23 protein-coding genes and 2 pseudogenes are annotated in these 22,651 nt (G+C 63.1%); 9 read left to right on the top strand and 16 right to left on the bottom strand.

The genetic code is table 11. The features are described 5' to 3' along the window. Positions 1-217 precede the first annotated feature (217 nt). Positions 218-564: pseudogene (locus L5014_RS29745) on the bottom strand (IS6 family transposase); the annotation flags it as partial. A 689-nt stretch (positions 565-1,253) separates the two neighbouring features. Here L5014_RS29745 and L5014_RS29740 point away from each other — a divergent pair. After that, complete coding sequence (locus tag L5014_RS29740; protein WP_238467376.1) at positions 1,254-1,826, top strand: hypothetical protein; 573 nt, start codon at positions 1,254-1,256, stop codon at positions 1,824-1,826. 58 nt (positions 1,827-1,884) lie between these two features. Here the strand turns inward: L5014_RS29740 and L5014_RS29735 are convergent, their stop codons facing one another. Beyond that, positions 1,885-3,930, bottom strand: coding sequence for a ParB/RepB/Spo0J family partition protein (locus tag L5014_RS29735; protein WP_238467375.1), 2,046 nt, complete (start codon positions 3,928-3,930; stop codon positions 1,885-1,887). A 209-nt stretch (positions 3,931-4,139) separates the two neighbouring features. Here L5014_RS29735 and L5014_RS29730 point away from each other — a divergent pair, with 209 nt between their 5' ends. The 5 genes from L5014_RS29730 (at position 4,140) to L5014_RS29710 (ending at position 6,741) form a co-directional block, all read left to right on the top strand. Beyond that, positions 4,140-4,553, top strand: a complete 414-nt coding sequence (locus tag L5014_RS29730) for an antirestriction protein (RefSeq protein WP_238467374.1) — start codon at positions 4,140-4,142, stop codon at positions 4,551-4,553. A gap of 52 nt (positions 4,554-4,605) precedes the next feature. Continuing rightward, the gene (locus L5014_RS29725) at positions 4,606-5,436 is read left to right on the top strand and encodes a DUF932 domain-containing protein (protein WP_238467373.1); all 831 of its coding nucleotides are present in this window, start codon (positions 4,606-4,608) and stop codon (positions 5,434-5,436) included. Between the two features lie 50 nt (positions 5,437-5,486). Continuing rightward, a complete protein-coding gene (locus L5014_RS29720) occupies positions 5,487-5,795 on the top strand; it encodes a hypothetical protein (protein ID WP_238467372.1) in 309 nt (102 codons plus the stop codon). A gap of 59 nt (positions 5,796-5,854) precedes the next feature. Next, on the top strand, positions 5,855-6,082 hold the full coding sequence (locus tag L5014_RS29715; protein WP_238467371.1) for a DUF3717 domain-containing protein: 228 nt from the start codon (positions 5,855-5,857) through the stop codon (positions 6,080-6,082). Positions 6,083-6,408: 326 nt separating this feature from the next. Then, complete coding sequence (locus L5014_RS29710; protein ID WP_238467370.1) at positions 6,409-6,741, top strand: helix-turn-helix domain-containing protein; 333 nt, start codon at positions 6,409-6,411, stop codon at positions 6,739-6,741. Between the two features lie 387 nt (positions 6,742-7,128). On the opposite strand, the gene L5014_RS29705 is transcribed toward L5014_RS29710, so the two are convergent. Both L5014_RS29705 and L5014_RS29700 read right to left on the bottom strand, forming a co-directional pair. Next, complete coding sequence (locus tag L5014_RS29705) at positions 7,129-7,515, bottom strand: type II toxin-antitoxin system VapC family toxin (protein ID WP_110382810.1); 387 nt, start codon at positions 7,513-7,515, stop codon at positions 7,129-7,131. Continuing rightward, positions 7,512-7,763 carry a type II toxin-antitoxin system Phd/YefM family antitoxin gene (locus L5014_RS29700; protein WP_238467369.1) on the bottom strand — a complete coding sequence of 84 codons (252 nt, stop codon included), beginning with the start codon at positions 7,761-7,763 and terminating at the stop codon, positions 7,512-7,514. The genes L5014_RS29705 and L5014_RS29700 overlap by 4 nt, the downstream gene beginning before the upstream one ends. Before the next feature lie 273 nt (positions 7,764-8,036). On the opposite strand from L5014_RS29700, the gene L5014_RS29695 reads away from it, so the two are divergent. Continuing rightward, positions 8,037-8,264 (top strand): hypothetical protein, encoded by a 228-nt coding sequence (locus L5014_RS29695; protein ID WP_238467368.1) that lies wholly within the window; start codon positions 8,037-8,039, stop codon positions 8,262-8,264. Positions 8,265-8,386: 122 nt separating this feature from the next. On the opposite strand, the gene L5014_RS29690 is transcribed toward L5014_RS29695, so the two are convergent. From L5014_RS29690 to L5014_RS29680, 3 genes are all read right to left on the bottom strand, one after another. Next, positions 8,387-8,656 carry a hypothetical protein gene (locus L5014_RS29690; RefSeq protein ID WP_238467367.1) on the bottom strand — a complete coding sequence of 90 codons (270 nt, stop codon included), beginning with the start codon at positions 8,654-8,656 and terminating at the stop codon, positions 8,387-8,389. A gap of 291 nt (positions 8,657-8,947) precedes the next feature. Then, on the bottom strand, positions 8,948-9,247 hold the full coding sequence (locus tag L5014_RS29685) for an H-NS histone family protein (RefSeq protein WP_238467389.1): 300 nt from the start codon (positions 9,245-9,247) through the stop codon (positions 8,948-8,950). Between the two features lie 139 nt (positions 9,248-9,386). Beyond that, positions 9,387-9,731, bottom strand: coding sequence for a hypothetical protein (locus L5014_RS29680; protein WP_238467366.1), 345 nt, complete (start codon positions 9,729-9,731; stop codon positions 9,387-9,389). Between the two features lie 262 nt (positions 9,732-9,993). Here L5014_RS29680 and L5014_RS29675 point away from each other — a divergent pair, with 262 nt between their 5' ends. Both L5014_RS29675 and L5014_RS29670 read left to right on the top strand, forming a co-directional pair. Next, positions 9,994-11,724: a site-specific integrase gene (locus L5014_RS29675; protein WP_238467365.1), complete on the top strand. Its 1,731-nt coding sequence runs from the start codon at positions 9,994-9,996 to the stop codon at positions 11,722-11,724. Positions 11,725-11,842: 118 nt separating this feature from the next. After that, positions 11,843-12,064, top strand: a pseudogene (locus L5014_RS29670) (SET domain-containing protein); the annotation flags it as partial. A 305-nt stretch (positions 12,065-12,369) separates the two neighbouring features. Here L5014_RS29670 and L5014_RS29665 read toward each other — a convergent pair. From L5014_RS29665 to L5014_RS29625, 9 genes are all read right to left on the bottom strand, one after another. Continuing rightward, positions 12,370-13,524: a glycerate kinase gene (locus tag L5014_RS29665; RefSeq protein ID WP_238467388.1), complete on the bottom strand. Its 1,155-nt coding sequence runs from the start codon at positions 13,522-13,524 to the stop codon at positions 12,370-12,372. Positions 13,525-13,568: 44 nt separating this feature from the next. After that, positions 13,569-14,870, bottom strand: coding sequence for an MFS transporter (locus L5014_RS29660; protein ID WP_238467364.1), 1,302 nt, complete (start codon positions 14,868-14,870; stop codon positions 13,569-13,571). 103 nt (positions 14,871-14,973) lie between these two features. Further along, on the bottom strand, positions 14,974-15,912 hold the full coding sequence (locus L5014_RS29655; protein ID WP_238467363.1) for a substrate-binding domain-containing protein: 939 nt from the start codon (positions 15,910-15,912) through the stop codon (positions 14,974-14,976). A gap of 27 nt (positions 15,913-15,939) precedes the next feature. After that, complete coding sequence (locus tag L5014_RS29650; RefSeq protein WP_238467362.1) at positions 15,940-16,932, bottom strand: ABC transporter permease; 993 nt, start codon at positions 16,930-16,932, stop codon at positions 15,940-15,942. Positions 16,933-16,935: 3 nt separating this feature from the next. Further along, the gene (locus L5014_RS29645) at positions 16,936-18,417 is read right to left on the bottom strand and encodes a sugar ABC transporter ATP-binding protein (protein WP_238467361.1); all 1,482 of its coding nucleotides are present in this window, start codon (positions 18,415-18,417) and stop codon (positions 16,936-16,938) included. Between the two features lie 71 nt (positions 18,418-18,488). Beyond that, the gene (locus tag L5014_RS29640) at positions 18,489-19,511 is read right to left on the bottom strand and encodes a zinc-dependent alcohol dehydrogenase (protein WP_238467360.1); all 1,023 of its coding nucleotides are present in this window, start codon (positions 19,509-19,511) and stop codon (positions 18,489-18,491) included. 117 nt (positions 19,512-19,628) lie between these two features. Then, positions 19,629-20,645, bottom strand: a complete 1,017-nt coding sequence (locus tag L5014_RS29635) for an aldo/keto reductase (protein ID WP_238467359.1) — start codon at positions 20,643-20,645, stop codon at positions 19,629-19,631. A gap of 134 nt (positions 20,646-20,779) precedes the next feature. After that, on the bottom strand, positions 20,780-21,631 hold the full coding sequence (locus L5014_RS29630) for a shikimate dehydrogenase family protein (RefSeq protein ID WP_238467358.1): 852 nt from the start codon (positions 21,629-21,631) through the stop codon (positions 20,780-20,782). Next, positions 21,628-22,635: a Gfo/Idh/MocA family protein gene (locus tag L5014_RS29625; RefSeq protein ID WP_238467357.1), complete on the bottom strand. Its 1,008-nt coding sequence runs from the start codon at positions 22,633-22,635 to the stop codon at positions 21,628-21,630. The genes L5014_RS29630 and L5014_RS29625 overlap by 4 nt, the downstream gene beginning before the upstream one ends. Positions 22,636-22,651: the final 16 nt, after the last annotated feature.

Here is a 22,651-nt window from a genome sequence, read left to right as displayed (position 1 = left end):
GCGAGAATTTCATCGGCTGACTTGCTCCAGACGAACCGTCGGGGATTCGCGTTATGGTTTTGTCGCGATAAGGACAAGATGGCGAGCAAACGACAGATCAATAGGATTACTTATATTACCAGTGCGTAAAACTGCTGGGCATGAGTGTATCCGATGCCCCGCTCTTGCATTTGGCCCTTGGCGATCATGTGCATGAGCTCAATGCCGCTCAACAGGATCCGGGCGCAACGACTGCGCGGTACAAATATTTCCACTGGCCTCGGACCCTGATATACGTTTCATCCATTCGCCAGCTCCGACCGACGGCTTTCTTGCAGCGGCGAAAGCCTTTCCCAGGACCGGCAACACTTTGATAGCCCAGCGGTGCACAGTTGAATGGTCGACCGAAATTCCGCGCTCCGCCATCATCTCTTCCAGATGCCGAAGGCTCAGCGGATATGCCACATACCAGCGCACGCACGTCAGGATCACGTCGAGCGGATAGTGCAAGCGCTTGAGCACCCGTGCCAAGGCTGGATTCAGAGTCGTAATCAAGTGGCCAATCCTCGTATTGTCAGAGCGCATGATACCCGACGCTTACTGCGACAAAGCCCCGTAGGGCACCCCCGCCGCGCACGACCGATCCCAGGTTTATCCCAGAAATGGGCGGCGCAATCACACCATTAAGATAAGTATTCGTATATTTACGACCTCTTTCTTCTGCCTCTTTCACGGCGCTATTCCCTCACGCTGATGAGTTCGCTGAATTCACGTCCGAGCTTCGCGCTTGTGGGGGCGGGATTCCAGCGTGCGGCGCAGTGCTTCTTCACTTCAAATGCGCAAGCGCATTGCGCGCGCCGAGTTGAATGTCCACACAATCATCGCTTGACGGTCAGCCCTGCAATGGGCCCCGATCTGCACGCGTGGCCGGCGTTCACGCTGGTTCGAGAGGCGCTCGCGTTGGATACCCGCAACACCGTGCTTCGCACGATGTTGCCCCGCCAGGCGGAGCCGGCCGGGTTCTCCAAGGGGCATCCCCTTGGAGCACGGTATATGTAGACGGAAATGCGTCAGCATTTCCGTCTACATATACGTCGTGCCTCGACTTTGAGCCGACCACCCGACGATAGGTCATTGCTGGATCAGGATGAATCGCTTTTGGATCATTTCTGGATAGCGTTCGAAGCATGGAGAATCAAAGATTGGCCACCAATGGTGCATCTTTCGATCATTCGCGACATACTGACGCCGTTCCCTCTCCCGCGAGCGCTCAAATGGACGCCCAAATCGCCGCGCAACGCGCACAACGCCTCGATGCCCTGTCGGCGGTATCGGATGGCCGGTCCAAGACCGCCCAGCTTCGCGACGTGTTCGACAGCGTCGAGCGCGCCATTCGCGCAGGCGTCCGGTACACCGCGATCATTCAGGACCTGGCCGAGACCGGCCTCGTCTTCACGTACCAGACTTTCGCTCTGACCCTCAAAAGACTCCGGCGCGAGCGTGGCATCGTGCTCCGCCACCCCCGCGCACCACACCCGGACACCGGCCCGGCAGCCCACCGGGCGGAGGACGCGCCGAACCCGGCAACGGCCCGCACGCCAGCGCCTGGCAATGACGCCAGATCCGCTCCGGACGTGGTACCCGCCCCGCCCGTTGTGCGCGAACGTCTCCCGATCGAGCCGGTCGGCGCAAGGCTCCCCGATGACTGGCTCACCGCCGACCTGACGCGCGAACAAAAACGACTGCTGACATCTGAACAGCGAAGCGCACGCGCGGATGCGAAGGTCAAACAGTACTGGCCTAACCCCTTCGATCCGGTGCCGCCCAAAAAAGACAACCCCGCCTGAGCGGGGTTGTCGTGATGCGACGCGCAACGGACGTCAAAGACCTGAGGGGCAACCCCGCTCAGTGCGGCTCGTCGTCCTCCTCGTTTGAACCCGCCTGAGTTTCTGATAGTTCGTCAGCTTCGGTCCCGGCGTCGGCTCCATTCTCTTCGTCGGCGTCCTCGCGGTATCCATACGTAACGCGCTCCGGCACTTCGCGGTTGCGCAGGACTTCCGGCAACCAGCCCGAGTCCGTCATGCGAAGCTCTGCCGCCGCTGCTGCGTCGTCCTTCTTCATGCCGCGCAGTTCGCCCGCCACCTGGGGCGATACGCTCTCACTCACCACCGCCGCAATCCGGTCTTTCGCCACGTGTGCAAAATAACCGCCGCGCGTCGGTTTCCAGTAACGCGAGAGGTCCACCGCTAGCGTGTTGGCCACCTCGTTCACGGCGTGCGGACGGTCGGCGCTGCTGATCCCGTCAACCGTGGCCGCCACGCAGAAGGCAAAGAGATTTGACGTCACGTCCTCGCCCTGTTCCAGCAGCCAGGGCAGCAGTTCTTCGGCCCGCCTGGGCAGCATCCGCGCCCACTTCGCGCGCTCGCCTTCCAGTGCCTTCCAGGCCACGCTCCCGGCCATGTCGTCCGCATTCGATACCAGCGCATCGCGCGACGTGTGCAGTTCAATCTTCACCGCGTGGTCGATGTACGACCGCGCATAGACGTCATCGAATACAACCGGAATCATGCGCTGCATCAGCACGGCAAGCGCGACGCCCGGCTGCTGCGCAAGCTCGATCTGCACGGCGGCGGTCCGGTGCGCGGTCAATCGCCTGCACAGCTTTTCGCCATGCAGGGGGCGCTCCTTCGGGGCGCGTGCTGCGTTAGCCATCGCGCTGCCCACAGGCGGCGCGCTTGCCTGCGCACCCGGCGTCGCCTCCCGGCGCACCAGGCCACGCTCGATGCACACACGCCCCTCGTCATCGAGATAAACAAACGCCCCGGCCTGCTTCATGGCCTCCGGATCGAACGTCTCGAAGCGCTCGGCGTACTGGTCAGCGGCGTACGTCGCGGCGGTGGCCGTCCCCTCCAGACGCTCCTGCAGTGTCTCGTCGGGTTCGCTGTCGTCGTCGTAATACGCATCGAGCTCCGCCTGCGCGGCGTCACGCGCGGCGCTCAGTTCCGCAAGCTCGGATTCTTCCTTTTTTGTCGGCTTGCGTGTGGTCGAGGCGATGCGTCCATGACGCATGATTTCCATCGCGTCGTAACGGGTCCGGCATTCCGTCCACTGCCAGCCTTCCGCCGCGACCGTCTGCGAAAGCGCGATCAGCCGCTCGGTGGCGAGCCGGTGCAGTAGTTCGGCATCCTCGATGTATCCCGCGTGCTCGTCGGCGCTGAAGAGATCACGGCGCACCCGACCGCCCGCCGCTTCGTAAGCATCAAGGCCCACGAACCGAGCCAGGGCGCTGTCCCTCGCATCGATTTCCTCGCGCGTGATCGCCGCGCGCAACTCGGCAGGGCGGCGTTGCCATGCGTTCACGGCTTCGTGCCAGACGCGTTCCTGGGTCGCATGATCGTCGGCCAATACGAGTGCTTTGGCTTGCTCGAAGTCGAGCCGGTCCTCGCGCAGCAGATCCAGCAGTGCCGGCGCAAGATTGGCGATTTTCAGTGCGCGCCGCACGACCACCTCCGGAATCTTGAACAGCGCCGCGATATGCGCCACGCTCCTGCCTTCCTCCGTCAGCAGCCGGAACGCCACACATTCGTCCGCGATGTGCATGTCCTCGCGCTCGCGGTTTTCGATCAGCGACGCGGCCAGGGCTTCCCCTTCGCTCACGATCAGAACCGGCACCTGGTAATCCTTTGTAATTCGCCCCTGCTCAATCAGCAGGTCGAGCGCGGCCAGTCTGCGCTGGCCCGCGCAGACGCCCAGCCTGGACGCGTTTCCAGAGCCTTTCATGTCATGCACGACGAGATTCTGGATCATCCCCCTTTCGTGAATCGTTTGGGCCAGGGCCTCAATGCCACTAGTTGACTTCTTGCGCACGTTAAGCGGCGAGGGCATGAGCCGCGAAAAAGCAACGTATTCGATCCGCTGCGCGACTGCTTCAGTCGCTTCAATCTTACTCATGAAAGATTCTCCGGGTTTCGGCCTCGGCCGGATGCCTGGCCATCCATTAAAAATAGGACAAAACAGCCGTTATTACAAGTGCCGCCATGGATTAAATTTAGATTATTCGAATTGAATTAAATAGACGAATTTCTTGAATTAACGGACAAAACAGCCTAATATAAAAGCGTGGCCAGGCACCCCGCCGAGGCCGGAAACGGAGGCAAACCGTGAGTACTACTGAATGCAAGATCACGTCATTTGTTGTTCCCCGCGAACTGCGCGTGAACGTGCTGCCCCGCTACCTCGGGCATCACTACGTCACTGGCGAATCGCTGGTCTATGACTGGGCCACGCGCCTCAATCGCAGCTACGACGGTGGTCGCTGGCACTTCTTCACGCTCTCCAACGGCGGCTTTTACATGGCTCCCGCCGAGACGGGTCGCGTGCATGTGCGCTGGCATCTGAACGGCTACAGCGACATGATGGGCGCGGATGCCTTTGGCATTACCGTGACCCTCTTCGCGCTCTGCCACCTCGCGGAAAAGACGCTGGACGACACCATCATTGAACGGTTCCACCAGTTGCGTCAGTTCGCCACGCAGCACGTGGAAGCCGCCAACATCCTGCGCGCCATCGACTAACTGACCGGCCCCGGCCTGCGGGCCGGGTCTGCTCCTTCATTTGGGGAACAGCATGAGCACTCTTGCAAGCCGCTTTGGTAATAACGCCGTTGTCCTGCGCTCGGAACGCCCGCTGACGAATGACCAGATCGCGGAAGTTGCGCCTTCCATCCTCGCCCACTCCGCGCACGAAAGCCGGTCGGCACGCTACAGCTACATTCCAACCGTTGATGTGCTTGATGCCCTGCGCAAGGAAGGCTTCCAGCCCTTCATGGTCTGCCAGACACGCGTGCGCAATGACGGCATGCGTGAATATACGAAGCACTTGCTCCGGCTGCGCCACGCCGACGAGATCACGGGCACGCGCGAAGCGAATGAGGTCATCCTGCTGAACAGCCACAACGGGACCAGCAGCTATCAGATGATCGCCGGAATGATCCGCTGGGCGTGCCAGAACGGGATCGTGTGCGGCAATGACTTGAGCGATATCCGCATCCCGCACAAGGGCGATGTAATCGGCCAGGTCGTCGAAGGCGCGTTCACAGTGCTGAAAAGCTTCGAGCAAACGGTCCAGCAGCGCGAACGCATGGCGGCGACCGTGCTCGATGAGGACGAACAGGTTGCCTTTGCCCGTGCGGCACTCATGCTGCGCTATGACGAGGACAAGCCTGCGCCAGTCACGGAACGCCAGCTTCTCGCGCCTCGCCGTGCTGAGGATCGCGCGCCCGATCTTTGGACCACCTTTAACCGCGTGCAGGAAAACATGATTCGCGGCGGGCTGCACGGTCGCAACGCGAACGGTCGGGCCACCACAACCCGCGCCGTGACGGGTATCGACCAGAACATCCGCCTGAATCGTGCCCTGTGGGTACTGGCCAGCGAACTGCGCCGCCTGCGCGGCTAACCGGATCGCCCCGGCCTTCGTGTCGGGGCGCATCCCGATAGGGGTATCACATGGACACGCTCAACACCCGTCCTTCGTGGCTCGCCACCCTGCTGCCGTTGCTGGCTGTCTGGCAGTATGGAGACCGAAATATCGTGCGCGCCGAACTGCACCGCATGGCCCTGTCTGCTGACGCGGCGGCCCATTCCGCTGATGCGCTCCGGCGCATTGCCAACATGCTCGACCGCGATGGCAACCCGGTTGAGATGCACCGCGAAGAGTTACGCGCCATCGCCCGTGCGGCACTGGCAGAATTTGACCGGGTACCGCCCTACGCCCCCGTCACGACGATTATCGGGCAGCGGGGACAATTGCACTAAGGATTACCTGACCGACACTCAACGCCCGCGCGGGGTTGGCGCGGGCCTGTGAGGCTTACATGACTACCCATTTGACCATCGCCGAAATCGAACAGGCTATCAACTTCTGGTGCGCCCGGGAAGCACCCGGCGAGGATGGCGCGCTATGCGCGAGGGCGCGGACGCTCGCCGACGTGTACGGCCTGATGATCTACGAGCGTGCCGCGTCTGTTGATGTTTCACGGCTCACGCCCGAACAGATGGACGCGATCCGTGTCGCGCTGTATCAGCGGGAACTGCCGCTGTGACTGTACGACGTCCCATCGGTGGCGGCCTTCGCGGGTCGCCGTCTATCCCCCTGCCACGCCTCGGACCATCACGTCGCAGTCCGCTGCCCCTCCCCCTGCAAGCCGGAAGGCCGGATAATCGGGGGCATGTCGCGCGCGCCGCGCGCCCGGATCGAGGCGCACGGGGACCTACGCAGGATGCGTGGGGAGAGCGCCGGCGCGCCGCGAATCGCGGCGTGACGATCCGGCTCGGGCCTGGGTGGACCACGGGCTGGGGTCGTCAAGCGCCCGCAGGGCGCGTGTATCCCCCGCGGCAGAGCCGTGGGGGCTGATTTCCTGGACTCGACATGACAACCAAAGCCTCCTACCTCAACATCCGACGCGAATGCCTCCAACCCGGGATTTACTGGGCTCAACCCACGGGCGCCGAGATTCAGGAAATCCTGCGGCAAGCCGGAATGACCGATCGCTCCGCCGCGGCTTACCTGGGGCTGAAGGACAAGAGTGGTCGTCATATCCGGCGATGGACGAGCATGGAGAATGACATCCCCTATTCCGCATGGGCGCTGTTGTGTTACGCCGCCGGATACGGGCCGATCTGGGAAGTTGATCCTTCGCAGATGCGCACGACAGGGCCAGCTCAAGAGAACGCGGACGACAGCGATGCCCCGGTGAACTGACAGCCTGTGCCACACGCATATACCCATTCACCAAGGAGATAAGCATGCTCGCCCGAGTTCCGGTGGTACTCGTGCCCGGGATCGTGACAATAGGCGGACTTTGGGTGTTCGACATTTCGCCGGCTCTCAGGTGGACCGGGATGACGTTTGTCGGGGCGGGGCTCGTCGCAGGCGTTTTCTCGCGCGTGATCAACAGAAGCCGAGTACGTTTCGGAATTTCGAGCGGATCAGTATACCCACAGCACGCGCAATGTTTTTGGAGTGCTTGTAAAGCTGTGTCGCAAACCCGGCTAGCTGAGTTATTGTGAAATGGACGCGCCGAGCACCAACGTACCGGACGCACACGCGCGTGCACGACGATACCCTGATCGGCCTGATTGCGCTCATTCAGACGTGCCGGACCGGGCCCGGGTAACGGGCGACCGATTCGTCATGGGTGAGCAGCGTGACGCCTTCGGCGATCGCCTGGGCGACCAGCAGCCGGTCGAACGGGTCGCGGTGGATCGGGGGCAGCCCTTCGAGGGCCATCACGTGCGTGCTGAGCACCGGCAATTCCTCATAACCGTTGTCCAGCAGATTCCGGCGCAGCACCCGCGGCTCGACCTGGAAGTCGGCTCGGTTCAGGGCGCGCTTGATTGCGATTTCCCACAGGCTGGCGACGCTGAACTGAGGCGTATGGTCCGGGTCCCCGATCAGGGCCCGCGCCCCGGCCGACAACTCCGCGGCGCCCGCGGCAGCCCACAGCAGCAGATGCGTGTCGAGCAGCAGCTTCATGCGTCCTTGCCCTCGAACAGCCCGGCGATCTCATCGGCACCCATCGTGTCGAAGTCGGCCGGAACCTGAATCTGGCCCGCCATGAAACCGATGCGCCGCTGCTGCGTGACGGCCGGCGCATCGAGCGGCACGACCTTTACGAGCGGCCTGCCGGCCTTCGCAATGATGAACGGTTCGCCGCCGTTGACGGCTTCGTCGACCAGCCTGGAAAGCTGGGTCTTCGCCTCATGGATGTTGTAGGTGTGCATATCGCGCCCCATTAAACTTAGTTCAATGGACTTAGTTTATATGAGCACAGATGGACTGTCGAGTGGATCCTCGTCAAGAAGTTGAACCTTCGAGCGACCGGGAAATTTGAACCCTTAAACCGGAACACGACCTATTTTTCGCAGGCGCTTCCGTTGGCTGGCAGTCGATGTCTTCCGGTCACGCAATTCGTCTCGTGCCACTGTACGCGCACGACGTGGCATAGCATTTGCGCACAGGTCTTTCCTCACGCGACCAGCAACCCGGAGGCAGCCATGCAATTCATTTTTCAGACTTGCCTGATCAGCACGAGCGCAAGTATCGATGAAGGGAGGATTGTGGCGAACGCGAGAATCTTCATCCCAGCATCGGACGGCTCCTTCGAAGACGATGTCTACGATCTATGCTTCGATGACAATTTCATCGACGAAAACGAAGCTCTGACTTTTGCTCGCGAGCGCGCGATGGGTTGGATCGAAGAGCACTGCGTCGGCACGGTTTAGTCGGCGCATATGGTTGGCATTGATTGTGCCCTGCGTCCAGCTAACGACGCAGGGGCGCAACCCGTGTGCTTGTGCTGCATATTCCGACAGTCGCGAACACCACGCTTTCGGCGCGTATCCCTTCAGCGCTCGAACGCGGGTTCGTCGAACAGGTCGGGGCCCACGCGAGACACAGCGGGCTCGGGGACCTCGCCGGCGCGGACCTGCGCCAACAGGCCTGGGGGCAGCCAGACCTCCTCCAGCGTGCTGATCCCGCCTTCGATCAGTTGCTGCAGGAAGAATGACGGATTGCGGCCGCTCGTTTCAGCCAGCAGCCGGAGCCTGCGCTCGATGGCCGGATCGATGCGGACTGCGACAACCTTCAGTTTTTCTGCTTTCCTGGGCCTGACCAACCTGTGCTCCGTAATTCTCTCAACGTACGCGCATTCTACGCGGAGCTCCCGGACGTAATGCACTGCGCGTTAGAATTGACGCCACACACGTCACGCGATACCTGCATGCATGCGTCGGCGACCCGCAACGCTTCGCGTTCGCCGGCTCACGTTGCGCCCTCACCCGATGTCATCGCGCGCATTCACTCACCCCCTGCACGCCGACAAGATCGCCAACCGTCACCGATGCGATACCCCACGCCCGCCCGCGGAGGCACATCAACCCTGACGTTTGTTTTCCGGCGCGCCAACCTAGCTGCGGATCAGGAACCTGTCGCGGTTCTTTGCATCCTTGATCCAGTTCGGCGCACGGCCCCGGCCCGACCAGGTCGCCCCCGTCTTGGGGTCACGATACTTGGCCGGCACACCGCTTTCGGCCGTCTTCCTCGGCCTGCCCCGGCCGCGTCCGAAGATGTCCTGCTCCGTGAACCCGTAGTCGGCCACCTTGGCCCGGATGTCCGCGAGGACCTCCTGAAACTCTGCCGCCCGGGCCGCCGCCGCCTGCGCCTCGAGCTCGGCCATTTGTGCTTTCAGCTCCTGGTATGTCGCCAGGATTCGTCTCCCCCACGTAGATTCGGTGATGGCGATCATAGCCCGCTTCGCGTCAGTGCGACCCGCAGTTGCCCCCAGCCGCAAGCAGGCGTCCGGACCCTGCACGCGCATCCAGGCGCGCCTGCGGCTGGTCCACCCGTTACGAGAACAACCCCCGCTGCCGCACATCTCGGGGGGGCGGCAGCGAGACCCTCGCGCGGTGAGCGGTGCGACGACGCGCGAGGCGGCGCACGTGGGCCACGAGTTCGGTCCGGACGTCCTCCGCCACCAGCACCAGTGAATACAGCTGCAGGCCGTCTGGCCCGGATTCAGGTCGTGCGCGCAACGAAATGCGCAGGGCCAGGCGCCGCGCACGATCAAGCAGCTGGGTGCGGCTCATACCCGGCCAGCACGCGGCGACCAGTGCCGCAACCGGCGGCGGAAGCGATTCGGGGGCGCAGCCGACGGGCAGCGCGAGGGCAACGAGTTCGAAGCGGACGGCCATATCGTGTGGAAATGCTGTTCTAACCTGCTGGGAAGACCGGGCGACCTGCTCATCCTGGCGTAAATCCCGCTGCGCTGCAAACCCCTTGCGCAGCCGGCGTCATCGCTACCCGCTGACCATCGCAGAAGCCGCCAGAGCACCGTAGGGCACCACCGCCGCGCCCAACGGATCCCAGGGTTTTCCCAAAAATGTGCGATACAACCAAGCCATTATGATAATCCTTCTTATCACAATGCACCGATTTGTGCAGTAAACTTGGCACATGAAAAATCGTCCAGAGCGGCTGCCCGCCCCGCCTTCCCCCGAACCCGCCGGCTTTCCCGATGCCGACGAACTCGCCATGCTGCGCGCCTGGTATTCCGGCCTGTCCGTGCGCCAGGCCGTGGCGCGCTACCTGCCCGCGCGGCTGGGCGACGGGAAGTCCGCGCGCGGCGTGCTCGGCACCCTGCGGCGCCGGCTGCAGGCACTCGCGCGTGTGGCGCACCGCGACGATCTGGCGGCGCTGTTCGAGCATCCCGCGGAGGAACGGAAACAGCACGCGAAGGCCGTCGCCCAGGCCATCGACGCCCTGCGCACCGCGCGAGCGCCCGAGCCGCAGATCGCCGACGCCATTGCGCAGTGGTTCGCGCCGCGCGCGGTGCGCGTGCTGCACGCGCACGGCATCACGACGCTCGCCGACCTCACCGTGCGCATCCCGCGCCGCCGCCAGTGGTGGAAGGCCGTGCCGGGACTGGGCATGGCGAGCGCGCGCGCGATCGAAGCCTTTTTCGCCGCGTGGCCGGCGCTCACAGAGAAAGCCCGCGCGCTGGTGGTCGCCGGCCAGCGCGGCCCGATGGACATGATGTGCGTGCCGTGGGAAGCGATCCGGGTGCCCCACGAGATCGACGGCTCCAATGGGACCTTCCGTGCGCCGCCTGCCACCTGCACACTTGACGCGTCCAACGACTACGAGGCCGTGCAGACCTGGCTCGCGCTGCATGAATCGCCCGCCACGCAGCGCACCTACCGCAAGGAGGCCGAGCGGCTGATCCTGTGGGCCATCGTCGAACGCGGCCGCGCGCTCTCGTCGCTCACGACGGAAGATGCCATCGCCTACCGCACCTTCCTGCGCCACCCTTCGCCGCGCGGCCGCTGGGTGGGTCCGGTGCGGGCGCGCACCTCGCCGGACTGGCGGCCGTTCAACGGCAGCCTCTCGGCGCGCTCGGTCGCACACGCCCTGTCGATTCTCGGCGCCCTGTTCCGCTGGCTCATCGAGCAGCGCTACGTGCTGGCCAATCCGTTCGCGGGCGTGAAGGTGCGCGACGCGACCGGCACCCGGGTGCTCGATACCTCGCACGCGTTCAGCGAGGGCGAATGGGCCCTCGTGCGCACGATCGCCGACGGGCTCGAGTGGTCGTACGGCTGGTTGGCGCCCGCGGCGCAGCGGCTGCGCTTCCTGCTGGATTTCGGGTACGCGACCGGCCTGCGCGCGAGCGAGCTCATCGGCGCGACCCTCGGCCATGTGGAAACCGATCCGCGTGGCGATCACTGGCTGCGGGTCACCGGCAAGGGGAAGAAGCTGGCGCGCGTTGCACTGCCACCGCTCGCCTGGGACGCGCTCGCGCGCTATCTCGCCGAACGCGCCCTGCCCGTGCTGCCCGTGCGCTGGAATCCGCAAACGCCGGTGATCGGCAGCCTTGACGTGGGCACCCGCGCCGACAACGACGCGGCGATCAGCAGCGTGCGCCTGTGGATGGTGATGCGGCGGTTCTTTGTACTGGCCGCCGCCGCGATCGAGGCCGATCACGCGCCCCTCGCAGAAAAGCTGCGACGCGCGAGCCCGCACTGGATGCGCCACACGCACGCCACGCACGCGCTGGGCCGCGGCGCGGAGCTCACCACCGTGCGCGACAACCTCCGGCACGCGTCCGTATCCACGACTTCAATCTACCTGCACAGCGACGAGGTCAAGCGCGCCCGGCAGATTGCCGAGGCTTTCACGAAGGCAAAGTGAGGAACAAGTCGTCCATAAGCGGCCGCGCATGAGCGGACGCGCGACCGGGGCGGCCGTCACATGTGGGTGGCCTTTTCCGCGGCTATACTCCGGGCCTCCCTCCTTCCATTTGCCCAGCATGAAACGCGTTTCCGTCCGGCGATCTCCCATCCACGGCAAGGGCGTGTTCGCCCTTCGCCCGCTTTGCCGTGGCGAGCGCGTGTTCGAATACCGGGGGCTCGTGACCACCTGGCGGGAAGCGTCGCGTTACCACGCGCGACGCGATGAGGAGAGCCATACCTTCCTGTTCGGCCTGTCCGACGGGCGGGTGATTGACGGTAGCCGCGGCGGAACCGGGGCACTTGTCCGCCCAGCGCCTGGCGAGGAGCCATCAAGCCTTTGAGGCTGCTTCGCCTTTAGCGTAGACGGGGAGCGACGTTGGCGCGGATGGCGGCGAGGACCCGCAAGGTAAGCACAGTTCGATTGCCAGCCGCAGAAGTGATTGTGTCACCGCGCGGCACGATGGCGTAGGCGATTCCCGTGGGCCCCGTTAGGCGAGACTCTGACGACGCGGAATGAAAGTGTCACCGACAAAGTCCGTGTCAGGTAGGCGGTGTTCTCAATGTCCCTTTGTCGTTCATATTCGGCCGCCCGCGATGTCGATTGCTATGATCGCTGGCACGGCGTATAGCGCAACCGTACAAGCTGTTCTGCGGCTTGCTCCAACAGCGAAGGCGCACATTGGATCGCACGTTCGAGTGTCATTGGCCCATCGATCGGCGAAAAGCACCCGTCAAAATGCTCGCCCAAAGCGGGTAGCGACTTGGTATCGAGTGAACCAGAAAGAAGCGTGGCCGGCACAGCCAACGTACGCGCAAGACGACGCGCAACGAACGGCGCCTTCCCACTCAGGGTCTGGCAATCCGAGCGCCCTTCTCCCGTGATCAGCCAATCGGCCCCCTCCAGGGCCTCATTCAGTCCGACTTCCTTCGCGACGAGTTCCGCCCCCGATTCAAGCCGACCGCCAATCGCCATCAATGCAAAGCCGAGCCCACCAGCAGCGCCTGCACCCTGCGCGTTCTGCCAGAAACTGCCAACAGTCGACTCCACCACATTGGCGAAGTGCGCAAGCGCAAAATCATGGTCCTTTATCCGGTCAGCGGCGACCCCTTTTTGCTGCCCGAATACCGCGGTCGCGCCACATTCCCCGGCGAGGGGATTGTCAACATCAGACATGCCGATGATCGTCGTCTTTCCAAGACGTTCGTCAAGACCGGACAAATCCGCCCGCTTGATTGTCGAGAGCGTCTTCAGTACCGGTTCGATCTCGTTTCCATGCTGCTCGAACAGCCTCATCCCCAGTGCAGCGAGCATGCCGGCACCGCCATCATTGGTACTGGTACCGCCCAATGCAACGAAAATTCTTCGAATCTCCAGATCAAGACACGCGCGAATCGCTTCACCGACGCCGTAGCTCGTCCGCTCATCAACGTCGATCGCAATGCCTGCTTTATCAGTGAGTCCGACAATCGCAGCAGTCTCGATGATTGCACTGCCGTCCGATGTGATACCGACGTCAATGGCCCTTTCACGTCCGTCAGCCCCACGCACAGCGACTGCCATGCGGTGACCGCCTCCGTTCACCATCGCGTCGAGCGTCCCTTCGCCACCGTCGGCCATTGGACAGAGCCTCACGACGGCATTCGGAAGGGCGTTCCGAATGCCGCTGGCAATCGCCTGGGCGACCTCGCTTGCGCCGAGCGATCCTTTGAATGAGTCCGGAGCCACGACGATGACCGGAGCCAATGAAATATCCAGCACTGAACCAGTTCCTTTATGATTAACTTCGGCAGCATTCTGCTCTTTCAAATTGAAGAATTGACCGTCAACGTACCCAGGTTTGCATCCGTGTCGGCGGGCCGGATCAAACGCATAAGTGCCCATGAGACGAGATATGCGGAGCCGCACACGGCGAACAGGATGTTGTAACCCGTATTGATGTTTCCGAGCGCATTGAAGTGGTCAAGCAGGACGCCGACAAACAGCGGAAAAAGCGTCCCCCCGATAGCCCCGGCCATACCACCTATACCGACGACCGACCCGACAAGCCGTTTCGGAAACATGTCTGATGCCGTCGTAAACAGATTCGCGGACCATCCCTGATGCGCAGCAGCTGCAAGGCTCAGCAGGCCGACCATCGACCACATATTCTCGACCCAAGACGAGAATGCGATCGGCACGACCAGGAAAGCCAGTCCGAGCATCGCCGTCTGACGGGCTCGATTGACGCCCCAACCCCGGGCGATCAGCCACGACGACAGCCATCCGCCCACAATGCTCCCGATCGACGTCGCGACATAGACCACCACGAGCGGCAACCCGAGATTCTTGAGATCGAGATGGTAGTGTGACGAGAAATACGAAGGGAGCCAGAACAGCATGAACCACCAGATGGGGTCAGTGAGCAGCTTGCCCACGATAAACGCATAGGTGGACCGGACCCGCAGTAACGAAAGCCAGCCCACGGACGCACCCCGCTCTTCGCTGTCGACACGTTCTTCCGCGATGTACTTCAGTTCGGCGACGGAAACGCGCTTGTGCTTCTGCGGCGTGGAGTACATCAGGTACCACAACCCCAACCAGACGACGCCGACTAAACCCGTGACAAGAAATGCCGCTTGCCAACCATAAGAAGCGGCCAGCCACGGCACCACCGCAGGTGCTGCCACCGCGCCGATACTGGTACCTGAGGTCAGAATACCGACGGCCAATGCCTGCTCCTTGCGTGGAAACCACTCGGAGACCGCCTTGACCGCCGACGGGAAATTACCTGACTCCGCAACGCCAAGCAGCCCGCGCATGAGAACAAACCCCAGCGTGTCGCGCACGAGGGAATGTCCGCATGCCGCAATACTCCAGACCAGCACGCAGATGCCGTAGCCGAGCTTGACGCCAAACCTGTCGACCATTTTCCCGGAGAGGATCAGTCCGAATGCATAACATGCGGTGAACACGGCGACCATGTAGCTGTATTCGCTTTCGGTCCAATGGAACCGGACCCCGAGGTCGGGCTTCAGCAGCCCGAGAACCTGTCGGTCGAGGTAGTTGATTGTCGTGGCAAAAAAAAGCAGCGCACAAATACGCCACCTGTAGGCTGATCTATCCACCGGCTGCCTCTCCAAATATTCAAACCCGATCCAGGCGATCTACTGCCAGCGGCGAGGCCTCGAACAGTTCCGGACCGGGCAATCTCCCGTGCAGAGCTTGACGCTAGAACGCCGGCTGAACCGTATTGACGTTGTCCTTCGTCACGCGCACCGTCGGCAGCACGATTTTGGCCGGTACCTTTTCCCCCTTCAGGATCTTGAGCGCGACAGCCATGCCTTCCGTACCAGCGGGAGGATACAACCATGTCGCAGCTTCGTCGCCGGCCCGAATCGCATCGAACTCCTCCTTCTGGCCGTCGATGCCCAGTACCTTGATTTCCTTCGAACGGCCGCTTTCCTTGATGGCCTGGATCGCGCCCAGCGCCATCTCGCCGTTCGCCGCGAACACCAGGTCCACTGTGCCCGGCGGGTGCGCCTGCAGGATGTTCTGCATCACCGCATACGCCTTCGGCCGGCGGTAGTCGCCGGGCTGCCGCGCCACCACCTTGATGCCAGGATACTTCCCAGTCACCGAAGTCAGTCCGCCAATCCGGTTCACCGACGTCTCGTCGCCCGGAATGCCCTCCAGAATCACGATGTTGCCGGTCGCCTTGCCATTCTTCTTCGTCAGCGTGTCGACGATGAACCGGCCCGCGTCCTCGCCGAGCGCGCGATTGTCCCCGGACACCATCGTGATCGCACCGGCGTTTTCGATAGGCTTACCCACGAACATGTACGGAATACCCTGCTCCTTGAGCGACGCCAGCTCCTGGCGCAAGCCTTCGGCCTTGCCCGCCTGCACCATCAAAAGCTTGATCTCTTTGGACTCGAGATCCTCAATCCCGGCGATCTGCGTGGCCACATTGCCCTGCCCGTCGGTGGCCAACACGCGCACGCCCGCCTTGTTCGCAGCGTCCTCGATCTGCTTGCGCTGTGTGGCGAGCCACGGGTGATCAAGACTCTCCTGCGAAAGACCGATCGTCTCGGTCGCGAATGCGCTCGAAGCGCCTCCGAGTATCAGCGCCGCCGCAGCGGCGGCATGCACCAGTTTCAGCTTGAACATGAGTGTCTCCTTGGTTTTTCGTCCGCGTTAGCGGCCTTTCGAACGACTGAGCTGAGCGTGAATCAGCACGGCACCCACGATAATTGCGCCCTTGACGATCAACTGCGTGTAGGCCGGAATGTTGAGCAGGTTGAGCAGATTATTCAGTATGCCTATCAGCAGCACGCCGATGATCGTGCCGCCAATGCTGCCCACCCCGCCCGAAAGACTGGTGCCGCCGACCACCACTGCGGCAATCGCATCCAGTTCAAGTCCCTTACCGAGATTCGCTTCGCCGATATTGAGTTGCGTCGCCATCACAAGCCCGCCCAGGCCGGCAAAAAGGCCCGACAGGCAATAGGCCACCACACGAACCCTGTCGACCGGCACGCCGGACAGACGTGCCGCTTCGGCGTTCCCGCCCACCGCGTACACATGCCGCCCATAGCGTGTCATCCGCAAAACGACCGCCGAGGCCACCGCCATGACAATAAAGAGCAGTGCCTGCACTGGCACGCCGGCGAGACGGCCGCGGCCGATCCAGGCCAGCGCCCGCGGGGCGCCGATGACCGGTTCGCCGCCCGAATAGGCGAGTCCCACGCCGACCAGCGCGGTCATCATCCCGAGCGTGACGATGAACGGCTGCACGCGCCCCCGGGTCGTAATGATCCCGTTCAGCCAACCGCACACGAGCGCTACCGCCAACCCTCCCACCAGCGACGCCACGGGTCCGTACGGCTTCAGTCCCGCGACGGCGAGCGTCGTCAGTGCAAGGATGGAACCGACCGACAGATCGATGCCTGCCGTTAAAATGACAAAGGTCATGCCGAGCGACGTGAGGCCGACGACCGACACCTGGCGCACGACATTCAACAGGTTTTCCGCCGTGAGGAAATAAGGCGACGACACGGCGGCTATTAGGCATAGCAGCAGGAAAATAGCGAAAATACCGAAGCGCTGGATAAGTTCAATTCGTCGATACGCGCCACCTGAAAATCGCGCGTTCGTCTCCGTACCAGAAATGGGTTTTGCGAATGCCATGATTTATCTCGCTATCATCTGAAGGACCGACTCTTCCGTCGCGCCGTGCGCGGCTATCTCTCCGGTGACCACCCCGTCACGCAGCGCGACAATGCGGTCGACCATGCCGAGGAGTTCCGGCAGTTCCGACGAAATCAGCAGCACCGCCTTGCCTGAGCGGGCAATCTCGTCGATCAGCCGGTAGAACTCGACCTTTGCGCCGACATCGACGCCGCGCGTGGGCTCGTCGAGAATCAGCAGCGTGTAGTCATGAGCCATCCACTTGCCGAACACGACCTTCTGCTGATTGCCGCCGGACAGCGTGCCGACGGGCACCTCGGCGCTCGAGGCCGACACGGCCAGTTCCTGGCACACAGCGGCCACCCGCGCCCGCTCCTGACGTCGGTCGATGAAACCCAGACGGCAAATGCTGGCAAGCGTAGGCAGCATCGCGTTTTCGCGGATGCTGAGACCGAGCACGAGCCCTTGGGTCTTGCGGTCTTCCGGCACGAGCGCGATGCCCGCCGCGATCGCCTGCGCCGGTGTCGCGGGACGATGCGGGCGTCCGGCGAGCGAAATCTCGCCGGCGACAACGGGATCGAGTCCGAAGATCGCGCGGGCCACTTCCGTGCGTCCCGCGCCGACGAGCCCCGCGAGGCCCACGATCTCGCCCGCGCGCACGTTGAACGAGACGTCCTTCACGCGCTGCTCGGTACGCAGCCCACTCACGTCGAGCACGATGTCGGCTGCCTTGCCGCCACCGCGCCGGTCCGGAAAACGCGTATCGACTTCGCGGCCGACCATCAGCCGGATCATCGACGCGCGATCGAGCTCAGCCACCCTGCGCGTGCAGACCGACCGGCCGTCTTTCAGGATCGTGCACGTATCGCAAAGGTCGGAGATTTCATCCATCCGGTGCGACACATAGAGAATCGTCACACCGTCGCGCGAAAGCGTCCTCACGACGTTGTAGAGCAGCGTCAACTCGTGATCTGAGAGCGTGGCGGACGGCTCGTCCATGATCAGCACCCGCGCCGAAACGGCAAGTGCCTTTGCGATCTCGACGAGTTGCTGCTCCGCTACCGACAGCGTGCTCAGGCGCCGGCGCACGTCGATCGGTGCACCGATGCGCGCAAGCAGCGCCTGCGCCTCCGTGCGCATCGACGTGCTATCGAGCAACCCACGAGTGACCCGCTCGCGGCCCAGAAAAATATTCTCGGCGACGCTCAATCCGGGAATCAGATTGAACTCCTGGTAGATAGTCGATACTCCTGCCGTCACCGCTTCGCTTGGAGATCCCGGTGAGTAGGACTCCCCGTCGAGCAGCAACTCGCCCTCGTCGGGGGCGGTTGCGCCACTCAGGATCTTGATCAACGTCGACTTGCCCGCACCGTTCTCGCCAACGAGCGCATGCACCGACCCTCTGCTGCATGAGAACGCGATGCGATCCAGCGCCCGCACGCCGGGATAGGCCTTACTGATTCCCTTCACTTCCAGCGCATTCATGGACTGCCTCTGTGACGCAATATGACGATTGGCTGATGTAGCTTCACGCTGTGCGAACCGACCCGAGCGGCTCATGCGACCTGCAACTGGATCTTGAGGACGCTCCTGTCTTCCGCCAGACGCCTGAACGCCGCCTGCACGTCGTCAAGCCGGTAGATCGTGGTGAGAAATGGTGCAACGTTCACGCGCCGGTAACCGAGCAAGGTTGCCGCCTCGTGCATGTCGTCGCCCATCCCGGCCACGCTCCCTTGCACCCCCTGCTCGCGCAGCACGAAATCTAGCGCGGAGATCCTGAACGAATGACCCGGCTTGGCAAGGCCAAACGCAATCACACGGCCGCCCGGCCGGATCAGCGTGAACGCCTGTTCGTAGAGCTCGGGCAAACCCACGCTTTCGATTGCTACGTCGACACCGCGGCCGTCGGTCGCCGCCCGCACGGAGGTCTCTACCTGCGCCGGGTCGGACACGACAACATCGGCTCCCAGCTCTTTCGCGAGCTGAGCGCGCTCGGCATTCGGCTCGGCGACGATGATGGGCGCCGCGCCCGCGCGCAAAGCGAGCTGCAGGTGCATCTGGCCGATCGGTCCTGCGCCGATCACCAGCACGCTCTCGCCGAGACGCAGATGGCTCTTGCGAAACGCCCGCACGATGCACGAGAGCGGCTCGACCATCGCGCCTTCCTCCACAGGCATCGCTGCTGGCAAGGGCACGACCGCATAGGCGGGCACGCGCACGTACTCGGCCATCCCACCGTTCACATGGATACCGAGCTGAACCATCTGCGCGCAATTGAGGACTTCGTTCTTGCGGCAGTAAAAGCAGCTGCGGCAGCCGAGATTGATGTCGGCGGTCACCTGCTGGCCGATACTCAACCCTGTCACCGCCGAGCCCATCTCGGCGATCGTCCCGGAGAACTCGTGCCCCGGAATCAGCGGCAGCCGGTCGCGCGAATAGTTGCCGTGATAGATGTGCAGGTCCGTGCCGCAGATGCCACACCGCTCGACCTTGATCAGCACATCGGATGGGCCACATTCGGGAACGGGCACATCGCGCAACTCGAACTCCATCGGCGCAACGAGTACAGCAGCTTTCATAACTTTTCCCCTGACGATAAAACGCGAAGACGACCTGAACCATCCGCCCTGGTGATCCAGGGCGGACATGCGGGCGTGTTGCCCGCCGTAGACTGAATTGCGGCCCGGCCGGTGCCGCTATCGGGGCGTGGGCGCGTCCTGCCGGATCAGCTGCCGACGCTTCAGTTCGTCCCAGAACGCCGGCGGGATATCTGCGCGGAAGGTCTGCAGGTTGTCTTCGAGTTGCGCAACCGAGCGCACGCCCGGAATGTTGGTCGGAATCGCCGGATGGCCGAGAACGAATTGCAGCGCCGCGGCTTTTAGCGGCACCGAGAATTCGCGGCACACCAGCTCGATTTTGCGCACACGTTCGAGAACAGCTTCCGGCGCAGGTGCGTAGTTGTATTTCGCACCGGGCACGGCACCGGTCGCGAGAATGCCGCTGTTGTAGCCGCCGCCAAGAATCACCGACACCTGCCGCTCTTCACACAGCGGCAGGAAGCCGTCGAGCGCATCCTGCTCGAGCAGCGTATAGCGCCCGGCCAGCAGCAGGCAGTCGAAGTCGTTGCGGCGGATCGCTTCATGCGCGACGTGCCACTCGTTGACGCCCACGCCCACCGCCTTCACGACGCCCTCGTCGCGCAGCTTCAGCAGTGCTTTCGCCGCACCTGACATCGCCGCCTCGAACATTTCCGGCTGACGATCGCCATGCGTGTAGGCGTCGATATCGTGGATCAGTGCAATATCGATGTGCTCCAGCGCCATGCGCTGCAGGCTGTCCTCAATCGAGCGCATCGCGCCGTCGTAGCTGTAGTCGAACTGCATTTCGAACGGCAACCCGTCGACCCACGGCGTGAAGTCGATCTCTGCGCGCTTGCGCGGCTTCAAAAGACGCCCCACTTTCGTCGACAGCACATACTGGTCGCGCGGATACCAGCGCAACCCCTGCCCGCAGCGCGCCTCGCTCAGGCCGTGGCCGTACATGGGCGCGGTGTCGAAATAACGCACGCCGGCGTCCCAAGCCGCCTTGATCAGGGCGGCCGAGTCCTCTTCCGTGATCGGCCTGAAAATATTGCCGATCGGCGCCGCGCCGAAGCCCATCACCGTCGTTTCGAGCCCCGAACGCGGCCATTTACGCTTTGCTACCGGATCCATCCCGTCTCCTGCCGTGAGTTAGGGTATCTACTTTTTTCGTCGAATAAGTAACCATCCAGATGGTTACGTCTTGGGCATATTAATCCCGCTCCGACGATCCATCAAGCGCGTTTCGCCCAGGGGTTCTCCCTACGCTATGCAGCGGCGCTGTCCGCGTTGTCCACAGCGGCCGGGCGTGTCGACAACGTGGGAATTAGACGCAGAAACGCGGCCATCGCTTCGATCGAATTTTCGAGCAGGTGACGGCCCGGATGGGTGGCAAGATCCCGTGCTTTCGCGGCCGCCAGAAGACCCGTTTCTGCGGGTTTCATGATCAGGTCCGCGACGACAGTCTGTGGGCCGGCGTCGGTCAGGTCGATCGGTAGCGTATCGCCGGCGCGCATCCCGCATGGCGTCGCATTGACGACAAGGTCATGCGAAGCCTGTGCGCATGCCGTGCTTTCGCGGATCACCGTTCTGCTATTGCGCGCCCGCAATGCGCCGGCAAGCCGCTGCAGCGACGCCGCATTGCTGTCGAAAAGATCGAGCGACGCCACTCCAGCATCGATCAGGGCGTGTGCGACCGCCACGCCGGCCCCCCCGGCACCGACGATCAACGCCGACTTGCCACACACGTCATGCTTGCGGCCATGCAGGCCCGCCACGAAGCCGGCGCCATCAAACATCGCACCCGTCCACGTGCCGTCCATCTCCCGGCGCAGGCAATTGATCGCGCCGGTCTGCCTCGCCGCATCCGATAGATGCGCTGTATAGGCGCATGCCAGCAGCTTGTGCGGTACCGTGACGACCACGCCGGCCAGGTTGACCACGCCGCGCAGCCCTTCAAGGACCGTGCCGAAGTTTGCGGTCGGCACATGAAACGGTACGAGCACCGCGTTGACCTTGTACCGCTCGAAGAGCGCATTGAAGAGTTCCGGCGATTTTGCCTGCGCGATCGGATCGCCCAGAATCGCAACTACCCGTGTTTCACCATCGACGTGTGTCACTGTGGGCCTGCCGTGTGTGTGGTGATGCGTTCGATCAGGCGCTGCACACGTAGCGCATCGTCGCCAGTGACCTGGGGCGCGCGATCCTCGCGGATGGCTGCGGCAAAATCCTTGAGGAGCTCACGATGCGCGGTATGGGAGAAGTCCATCGGCCTTGCGCCGAAGCCCGATGACGATGGATCGTGGAATTCGTCGGTGTGGCCATCCTGGAAGAACACCCGCAGATGACCACCTTCGAGCACCGCCGTGCCACGCTTGCCGACGACTTCGATACGCTCGGGAAAGCCCGGGAATGCTGCCGTCGTGGCGAACACCTGACCGGCCGCGCCGCTCTCGAAGGTGAGTGCGGCACTCGCGAAATCTTCCGACTCCATCGAATGCAATACGCTCGTCGCGGTCGCAGCCGTCACCGACGACACGTCTCCTGCCAGCCATATCAGGATGTCGAGAGAGTGAATCGCCTGAGTCATCAGCACGCCCCCGCCGTCCCGGGCATACGTGCCGCGGTCAGGTTCGTCGTAGTAGGACTGTGGGCGCCACCATCGCATGTCCACGCCCGCATAGGCGAGCGGGCCGAGCGTGCCACTCTTCACCCGCGTTGCGAGCCGCTGCACTGCTGGACGAAAGCGGTTCTGGAACACCACGCCAAGCTGCACGCCGGCGGCGCGGCAGGCCTCGACCGCACGTTCTGCGCGCGGCATCGATATGTCGAGCGGCTTTTCAAGCAGCACGTGCTTGCGCGCGGCGGCCGCCTGCTCGACGAAGTCGAGATGCGAGTACGGTGGCGTGAGCACCAGAACGGCATCGACCCGAGGATCCTTCAGCACCGCGTCGAACGACTCGCCGACGGGAAAACCGTGCGTGCCGGCGAACCGCTCCAGCCGTTCGCGCGAACGGCTGACGACGCCGACGACCTCCACTTCGTCATGCAACTCGTTCAGGGCAAGTGCATGAGGCGTGGCAGCCAGACCGGCGCCTGCAATCGCAATTCGGATTTTGCGCATCGGTATGTCCAAAGGG

The sequence above is a fragment of the Paraburkholderia tagetis genome (genome assembly GCF_022213065.1).
Classification (GTDB): domain Bacteria; phylum Pseudomonadota; class Gammaproteobacteria; order Burkholderiales; family Burkholderiaceae; genus Paraburkholderia; species Paraburkholderia tagetis.
Note: the sequence above shows the minus strand (reverse complement) of the source record. Positions and strands in the feature narration are given on the sequence as shown.